This window comes from Bacteroidales bacterium (genome assembly GCA_018334875.1).
In the GTDB taxonomy this organism is placed as follows: domain Bacteria; phylum Bacteroidota; class Bacteroidia; order Bacteroidales; family UBA12077; genus JAGXLC01.
In genome coordinates this window covers 1-7,500 of sequence record JAGXLC010000208.1, presented here as the reverse complement: position 1 = coordinate 7,500, position 7,500 = coordinate 1, and the positions used below count along the sequence as shown (strand labels likewise).

18 protein-coding genes are annotated in these 7,500 nt (G+C 44.4%); all 18 read left to right on the top strand.

What is annotated here, in order from left to right; translation table 11 throughout:
* Window positions 1–107 precede the first annotated feature (107 nt).
* Window positions 108–305: a hypothetical protein gene (locus KGY70_14435; protein MBS3776389.1), complete on the top strand. Its 198-nt coding sequence runs from the start codon at window positions 108–110 to the stop codon at window positions 303–305.
* Window positions 283–726, top strand: coding sequence for a hypothetical protein (locus KGY70_14430; GenBank protein ID MBS3776388.1), 444 nt, complete (start codon window positions 283–285; stop codon window positions 724–726). Before KGY70_14435 ends, KGY70_14430 begins: the two co-directional genes overlap by 23 nt.
* 95 nt (window positions 727–821) lie before the next feature.
* The gene (locus tag KGY70_14425; GenBank protein MBS3776387.1) at window positions 822–1,115 is read left to right on the top strand and encodes a type II toxin-antitoxin system RelE/ParE family toxin; all 294 of its coding nucleotides are present in this window, start codon (window positions 822–824) and stop codon (window positions 1,113–1,115) included.
* Window positions 1,116–1,132: 17 nt separating this feature from the next.
* On the top strand, window positions 1,133–1,456 hold the full coding sequence (locus KGY70_14420; protein MBS3776386.1) for a HigA family addiction module antidote protein: 324 nt from the start codon (window positions 1,133–1,135) through the stop codon (window positions 1,454–1,456).
* A gap of 213 nt (window positions 1,457–1,669) precedes the next feature.
* Complete coding sequence (locus KGY70_14415; protein ID MBS3776385.1) at window positions 1,670–1,912, top strand: hypothetical protein; 243 nt, start codon at window positions 1,670–1,672, stop codon at window positions 1,910–1,912.
* Window positions 1,896–2,225, top strand: coding sequence for a toxin-antitoxin system HicB family antitoxin (locus KGY70_14410; protein ID MBS3776384.1), 330 nt, complete (start codon window positions 1,896–1,898; stop codon window positions 2,223–2,225). Before KGY70_14415 ends, KGY70_14410 begins: the two co-directional genes overlap by 17 nt.
* Window positions 2,226–2,381: 156 nt before the next feature.
* Complete coding sequence (locus KGY70_14405; GenBank protein MBS3776383.1) at window positions 2,382–2,636, top strand: type II toxin-antitoxin system HicA family toxin; 255 nt, start codon at window positions 2,382–2,384, stop codon at window positions 2,634–2,636.
* Window positions 2,633–2,851, top strand: coding sequence for a type II toxin-antitoxin system HicB family antitoxin (locus KGY70_14400; GenBank protein MBS3776382.1), 219 nt, complete (start codon window positions 2,633–2,635; stop codon window positions 2,849–2,851). The genes KGY70_14405 and KGY70_14400 overlap by 4 nt, the downstream gene beginning before the upstream one ends.
* A gap of 158 nt (window positions 2,852–3,009) precedes the next feature.
* Window positions 3,010–3,291, top strand: a complete 282-nt coding sequence (locus KGY70_14395; GenBank protein MBS3776381.1) for a type II toxin-antitoxin system RelE/ParE family toxin — start codon at window positions 3,010–3,012, stop codon at window positions 3,289–3,291.
* An 8-nt stretch (window positions 3,292–3,299) separates the two neighbouring features.
* Window positions 3,300–3,617 (top strand): HigA family addiction module antidote protein, encoded by a 318-nt coding sequence (locus KGY70_14390; GenBank protein MBS3776380.1) that lies wholly within the window; start codon window positions 3,300–3,302, stop codon window positions 3,615–3,617.
* 212 nt (window positions 3,618–3,829) lie between these two features.
* Entirely contained in the window at window positions 3,830–4,033 is a 204-nt protein-coding gene (locus tag KGY70_14385; GenBank protein ID MBS3776379.1) for a type II toxin-antitoxin system VapB family antitoxin, read from the top strand.
* Window positions 3,988–4,425 carry a PIN domain nuclease gene (locus KGY70_14380; GenBank protein MBS3776378.1) on the top strand — a complete coding sequence of 146 codons (438 nt, stop codon included), beginning with the start codon at window positions 3,988–3,990 and terminating at the stop codon, window positions 4,423–4,425. The genes KGY70_14385 and KGY70_14380 overlap by 46 nt, the downstream gene beginning before the upstream one ends.
* Window positions 4,426–4,500: 75 nt before the next feature.
* A complete protein-coding gene (locus KGY70_14375; protein MBS3776377.1) occupies window positions 4,501–5,619 on the top strand; it encodes a choloylglycine hydrolase family protein in 1,119 nt (372 codons plus the stop codon).
* Window positions 5,620–5,836: 217 nt separating this feature from the next.
* Entirely contained in the window at window positions 5,837–6,070 is a 234-nt protein-coding gene (locus KGY70_14370; GenBank protein MBS3776376.1) for a ribbon-helix-helix protein, CopG family, read from the top strand.
* Entirely contained in the window at window positions 6,067–6,378 is a 312-nt protein-coding gene (locus KGY70_14365; protein MBS3776375.1) for a type II toxin-antitoxin system PemK/MazF family toxin, read from the top strand. Before KGY70_14370 ends, KGY70_14365 begins: the two co-directional genes overlap by 4 nt.
* Before the next feature lie 89 nt (window positions 6,379–6,467).
* A complete protein-coding gene (locus tag KGY70_14360; GenBank protein ID MBS3776374.1) occupies window positions 6,468–6,719 on the top strand; it encodes a hypothetical protein in 252 nt (83 codons plus the stop codon).
* A gap of 3 nt (window positions 6,720–6,722) precedes the next feature.
* Complete coding sequence (locus KGY70_14355) at window positions 6,723–6,929, top strand: DUF2283 domain-containing protein (protein ID MBS3776373.1); 207 nt, start codon at window positions 6,723–6,725, stop codon at window positions 6,927–6,929.
* Between the two features lie 178 nt (window positions 6,930–7,107).
* Window positions 7,108–7,335, top strand: coding sequence for a hypothetical protein (locus KGY70_14350; protein MBS3776372.1), 228 nt, complete (start codon window positions 7,108–7,110; stop codon window positions 7,333–7,335).
* Window positions 7,336–7,500 lie beyond the last annotated feature (165 nt).

Genomic DNA, 7,500 nt, shown 5'->3' with positions numbered 1-7,500 from the left:
TACGGCTTTTTGGCAATCCGGGGGAATTTAAACATTAACCATCTTTAATCAAGTCAGTGGAAGCCCTGGCTGCCCCGGCTTCCAACGTTCGGCTATAGGAATAAGAAATGATAAAAACAGCAGAAAATTACCAGCGTATAACCGATGACAGGCGTTGCTTCGATATTCGATTCTGGCAAGCCCAGGGAGATATTGCCATTTTCGAAGCTGTAACGGAAATGCTTAATGATTATTTTTTAATACGAGGAAAAAATGCTGACGAGTCAAGACTTCAAAGAACTATTGAAGATTTTCGAAAAGCATAAAATACGATATCTTATTGTTGGTGGCTATGCTGTAATGAAATATAGCGAACCTCGATTTACAAAAGATCTTGATGTGTTGATAGCAACTGATCAAGAAAATGCAAAAAGTGTTTATTTGGCATTGAAAGAGTTTGGTGCACCGCTGGAAAATCTTACCCCGGATGATTTTACTCATGAAGGATACTTTTATCAGATGGGAAGACCACCTTTGCGAGTCGATATTATGATGTCAATCCCCGGGATTGAGTTTGATTCGGCGTGGAAAAATCGTAAAGTGGTTGAATTAGAAAATCTCAAAGTATTTTTCATATCGCGATCTGATCTCATTCGAGCAAAAGAAGCGAGTGGGAGACCACAGGATAAGATAGACCTTGAAAAACTGAAGGAAGCCGAACAATTGGATGCACTTGACAAAAAATAGCGCGTCCCTTCGCTTTGCGCTAATTTTTGCAAGTGACCCAAAGCGGTTCGGCTAAAATTTTTGATATAGCCTGGGTACCGTGTTATCGTGATTTCATGATACGATCATTTAAAGATCAGGGCACAGAAGATATTTTCGATGGGAAAAACAGCAAAGCTGCCCGAAAACTATGCCCACAATATCTTTGGATTTTAGCTGTGAGAAAACTGGAGCAGGTTGACTCCGCAACAAGCCTTGACGATTTAAAAGTTCCGCCGGGAAATCGCCTGGAAGCATTGTCCGGGAATCGTGATGGGCAGCACAGTGTTCGAATCAATGATCAGTATCGAATATGTTTTAAATGGGATAATGGCAATGCAGATAATGTTGAAATAGTCGATTATCATTGAAAATTCAGGAGAATATTATGATTAGAATTCCAAAATACAGAGAGCCGACGCATCCGGGTGAAATGTTGCTGGAGGAATTTTTGGCTCCACTGTCAATAACGCAACGAGATTTGTCTAAGGCGATTCATGTTCCTTACCAGCGAATTAATGAAATTGTAAATGGGCGGCGCGGTATTACACCCAGTACAGCTCTACGCCTGGCAAAATTTTTTAACATGTCAGAGGACTTTTGGATGAATATGCAGCTTCGTTGGGACTTATATCGTGCTAAAAATTCAGAGGAAAAAGAATTGCGTATGATAAAGCCCTATACGTCTTCTGAACACACAGCCCATATGTAAAAGAGCCCGCCGAACCAGTCAGCCCAGTAGACAGCCAGGGCCGGCGGCGTTTTGACAAATCGAGGGGGGGACTGAATTTGAAACAATTATAATCAAGCCAATGGAAGCCCTGGCTGCTCCTGGCCTCCAACGTTTGTGTGTCATGAAAATGCTTCCACCTATTGACTTTGGTATCATTATTGATATTATATTAATATGACAAAAATCGATGACATGCTTGAAAAGATTCGGCGGAACCCCAAGGATGTTCGCTATTCTGATTTATGCAAGATTTGTGACCATTTTTTTGGCGAACCCCGACAGAAAAAAAGCAGCCATCGAATTTACAAAACTCCCTGGGAGGGTGATCCACGAGTAAATATTCAAAACTCGAAAGGAAAGGCCAAAATATATCAGGTTAAACAGGTTCTTTTGGCTATTGAAAAACTGGAGATCAATCATGGCACAAAAAAATGATAAATATACATACAGGGTTACATGGTCTGAAGAGGATAATGAATATGTTGGACTATGTGCTGAATTTCCGAGCCTGAGCTGGTTGGCGGATACGCCTGAAAAAGCTTTAAAGGGTATCCGGAAGACGGTGGCAGAGGCTATATCTGATATGGTTGAAAACAACGAAAAAATTCCTGAACCAATAGCATGCAAACGGTATAGTGGAAAGTTTATGGTTAGGATTCCGCCTCATGTCCATCGAAAGTTAGCTATTCAGGCTGCCGAATCCGGTATCAGCCTGAATCGTATTGCCAGCTCAAAGCTAAGTCAATAGTAATGGCACCACTCACAACCACAGCATCAACACGGACCGTGAAACAGCAGCGCCGCTTTGCTTTGGAGCTGTTTCACGGCCGGTTATGCCGGGCGTTTGTGCGAGAGATGTAAAGAGCAACTTGGCCCAATTGAATGGAAATGATAGGATACGATTATGGGCAAACTGGAAAAGCTGTACGAGCACATTTTGATGCGAAGATCAGATGCGAATGTCCCATTCGAGACCTTATGCTCCCTGCTCAAGCGGCTTGGGTTTGATGAGCGTATCAAAGGGGATCACCATATCTTCACCAAGGATGGCGTTGATGAAATTCTCAATTTACAACCCAAAGAGGGTAAAGGTAAACCATATCAAGTCAAACAAGTCAGGGATGTAATTCTGAAGTATCAAATTCGAATTGGAGAATGACGATGGAAAAAAAATACGAAATCATCATTTTTTGGAGTTCTGAGGACAATTCATTTGTGGCCGAGGTGCCGGAACTCCCGGGATGCATGGCGGACGGGAAGACCTACCAAGAGGCCCTAAGCAATGCGGAAAAAATTATTGATGAGTGGATCGAAACTGCTACAAGACTCGGCAGGCCTATTCCTCAGCCGAAAGGCCGTCTTGCGTATGCCTAATCAACGGCACGATTCGCACAACCAGCCCCTCAAGCCGACGGTTGTCCCTCGCGCGGCTTAGGGGCACCGGTTATAACCCATACAACTGAAACATTCCTCGAATTGCATTTCCGGATTTAACGCTTGACGTTATTATCGTGGCGCGTTAATATCATTTTATGATTCAATCTTTCCGGGACAAAGAAACTAAGAAAATATTTAACAGGAAATTTTCAGCGAAATTGCCCAAAAATATTCAGGGCATAGCACGCAAAAAACTTGTAATACTTGATGCCGCAGTGGATTTAAATGATCTACGAGTCCCTCCTGGTAATGGGTTAGAGGCATTAGGCGGCAACCGGAAAGGTCAGCACAGCATACGCATAAACGATCAGTGGCGGATTTGTTTTAAATGGCGCAATGGCTCTGCGTATGAAGTTGAAATAACAGATTATCATTAGGAGATCATATGCAAAGTAAAAAATTACCGCCCATTCATCCCGGCAAGATTCTAATGGAAGAATTTTTGGCTCCCATGGGAATCAGCCAGTATCGCCTGGCCAAAGATATAAGCGTTTCTCCCCGGCGTATAAATGAAATAGTGCATGAGAAACGATCCATTACTGCCGATACAGCACTTCGCCTCGGTCGTTTTTTTGGCATGACTCCTCAATTTTGGCTGAATCTCCAGAATCGTTACGACCTGGAAACCACCGAGGACTTGATAGGAAAACGACTTAATAATGAAGTAACTGCACTTCAGCGGGAAACAACAAATATTCACTAAGGTTATAACCAGTCAGCCCGGGCGACAGCCAGGGCCGGCGGAGTTTTGACAAGCCGCGGGGAATTGAGCATCAACCATCTTTAAATCAAGTCAGTGGAAGCCCTGGCTGCTCCTGGCTTCCAACGTTATCTTTTAAAAAAAAATCCTTGCCATACACCTAAATTATGATATAATGTGTATTATTTGCAAATAAAGTCTTACGGAGAACTAACATGAAACGCACCAATATCATTCTTGATGAAGAATTGGTCGAAAGTTGCCGTAAAGCAACTGGCATTAAGACCCAGAAAGCCTTGATTGATTACGCTTTACGTGAGTTGCTCAGACATGAAAAACAAACGAAACTCCTTGAGCTGAAGGGCAGAATTAATTGGAGTGGCAACTTGGAGCAGTGGCGTCAGGGGCGAAGCGTATGATGGTTTTGGTTGATACTACTGTCTGGATAGATTTTTTTTCAGCAAACCTTAACCCTCATGTGGAAGCCCTTGAAAAACTCATTGCTGAAAGGGAGGATATTTGTCTTTGTGGTATCATCCTGACCGAAATTCTTCAGGGAATTAGAGATGACTCTGAATTCAAAAAAACCAAAGAGTTGCTGGCCAATCTTGTTTTTCTTCCCATGTCCTATTCCGTTTATTTAAGTTCAGCAGAAATTTATCGTGCACTACGTCGAAAGGGCATCACGATAAGAAAGTCTGTTGATTGCATGATTGCTGCAGTAGCTATAGAACATGAGATACCTCTTCTTCATAATGATAAGGATTTTATCCCTATTGAAAAACATTTTAGCCTTAAACGCTTGAAATAAGAAAAGATAACCAGGGCACTTAAGATAGCCAGTGGAAGAGGATTACAAAATCTGTATTCAAAAAAGGAGGTAGTTATGGGGAGAAGTGGAGGTTATTTTATAACTCTTTTTTTTATTGTCAGCCTGACCGTCAGTATTTTTTCTACTCCTGCCATGGCCTGCACCGGCCTGGTGATAAAGGGCGAGGACGGAACCGTCGTCTACGGCAGAACCCAGGAATGGTCGGCGTTTGATTTCAAAACCCAGGCTGTTGTATATCCCGAGAATAAAACATTCCAGGCGATGACCCCGGAAGGTGCGAACGGCATCACCTGGGATGCAAAGTACGGGTTTCTGGGCTTTTTGCTTTTGGATAGGGTGATTGGTGACGGCATGAACGAAAAGGGGCTGGCTGCCGGATCTTATTATCATCATGGTTTTGCTGAATACACTGACTATGATCCATCCCTTGCACAGCAGAGCATGGCGCCTACCGACGTGGTTTCCTTTATACTGTCCAACTTTGCCACCATAGAAGAGGTACGCCAGGGCATGCAAGGGATCAGGGTTGTGCCTGTGAAGGATCCGGATATCAATATGGTTGCCCCTGTTCATTTTTTTGTGGCCGATCCAAGCGGGAAGTCCCTGGTCATTGAATTTCAGGGGGGCAAGATGCAGATTTACGACAATCCTGTTGGTGTTATGACCAACAATCCCTACTTTGACTGGCACTTACAGAACCTTCGAAATTATGGATATCTGGGTGACGGCCCCTTTGAAGCCAGGACCTGGGGAGACATGGAGATTACCCCGTTGTCTGGGGGGACGGATCTTTTGGGCCTTCCTGGGGATTACACTTCCCCTTCGAGGTTCGTACGGGCAACTCTTCTAAAAGCAGTCTCTTTTCCCACCAAAGGTGGATTGGACACGGTTGAGCAGTTTTTTCAGATAATGGACAGCTTCAACGCTCCGTTTGGCAAAGGGGAAGGTAATATGGACACCGGGAACAAGGCTCGACAGGTTCCCTCAGGTACGCAATGGACCGTAGCCAGCGATACAAGCAACCTTGTGACCTACTATCATACAGCCTGGAACAGGCAGATCCGGAAAATTGACCTCAAGGAAATCGACTTCACCAAATCCGAAGTCCGAAAGATTCCTGTGGATGAGGAACAAGCCCAGAACATCAAGGACGTGACCCAAGGCCTGCGCTGAATCAGGAAGGCACATATATTAAACGATTCGAAGAGATAGCAAAAATATTAGTGCGCAAAAAGAACCATAACCACTGAATTCACGCGGATGTGTGTTTCGCTGCCTCTTCACACACACCGGTTATTCAGAACGTTGGCGTACAATCTGAATAAAATTTTGACATTATCTGGAATGTGGATTATTATAGCTATTATATTCCACATGACGGAGGTATCCAATGAAAACCGTACAAATGACCCTTGATGAAGACCTTGTGAGGGCAATTGATCAAGTTTCCAAACAACTTCATACAAGCCGCTCTGCTTTTGCAAGAATGGCGCTTCGCGAAGCGCTGGAGCGTCATAATCTCAGACAGTTGGAAAATAAACACCGGCAAGGCTACGAAAGGAAACCGGTTTCCGTGGATGAGTTTTCAGTTTGGGAATCTGAGCAGTCCTGGGGGGATGAATGAAGCGTGGTGAGATCCGTTGGTACAAATTTGCCCATCCTGACAAAAAACGACCGGTTCTGATTCTAACAAGAGATTCCATTTTAGAATATCTCGGGGAGGTCACCATCGCCCCTATTACGACGACTGTACGCGACATCCCATCCGAGGTCTTTCTGCCAAAAGCTGTCGGTATGCCCCGCGACTGCGCCATCAACTGTGATCATATACAAACTGTTTCAAAGCGGAAAATTGGATCTTTAATTACGACCTTACCGGCATCCAGGATTGTTGATGTAAGCAATGCGATCAGATTTGCCCTTGATTTATGAATTGGCCGACCAGTCACTTCAGGCGGCGCTCGTTCCTCGCGCGCCTGAGCTTCACGTTCGGCACTGATAATTGGAGCGGACTTTGACAAATGAAGAAAACGCAATATTTTGAATATACGAGGAAACGTCCGGATCGCGCTCAGATCAAGGAGGATTGGATCAAAACGGTTATTGAGAAACCCGAAAAAATTGAGATACAATCCGATGGACGGATCAGAAAGTGGGCCAGAATATCGGAAGTCGGAAAACACTTGAGGGTAATCTTGCTTGAAGATGGCGAAACGGTGCACAATGCTTTCATCGATAGGTCATATATCGATAGGTCATATAAGGAGGAATAAAGCATGAGGGTTAAATATTTTTCAGAAACTGATACTGCCCACATAGAATTCAAAGATAATGTTGTCCACGAGACTAAAGAAATAAGCGAAAATATTTATATTGACGTAGACGAAAAGGGCAACATTGTCAATATGACCATCGAACATGCAAAAGATAATGCCGGCCTATGGGAATTCTCATATCAAGAAATGTCTCGCCAAACGGCATAGAATTGCCGAACCACAGCTTGCACGCAGGCCGGGCGGGCCTTGGGCATTTTTGGAAAGCTTGTACAGGAAGAATGGATCACAGGTTGGTCGATCCCAATCAGATGCTCATGAAGCCCTACTTACAAGGCGTTATTTTATTCGCGGCTATCCTGGGATTAGCTCCAGTCATGGGGGGACAATGAGCCCGTTGGTAGAAAAAGTTATTACGATCTCCGTCATTGGCTACGTCGTGTGGATGGTCATCGCCCGTCGCACCCTCATTTGGAGCGATCGCGACCACCCGAATGTCTTCCTCCTCAACACCCGATGGGTCTTTCGAGACGAGGAGACCGGGCTCTACTGGGGCAGCGTGGTTCTGCACGTCGCTCTCGTCTCCGCGATGGCGTATATCTCATTCATCCAGTAGAAGACGACGCCGCTGCGAGCATTCCTCGATGGTATTCTTATTCCGGGGACACCTTATTCCGGGGACACAATATCGAATCCCGTGAAGTTCTGTATTGTGTCCCCGGATTAGCGGATTACGGGAGTAACTATAATATTGATATAGCAGAGTAAAAGTGGTATTTTA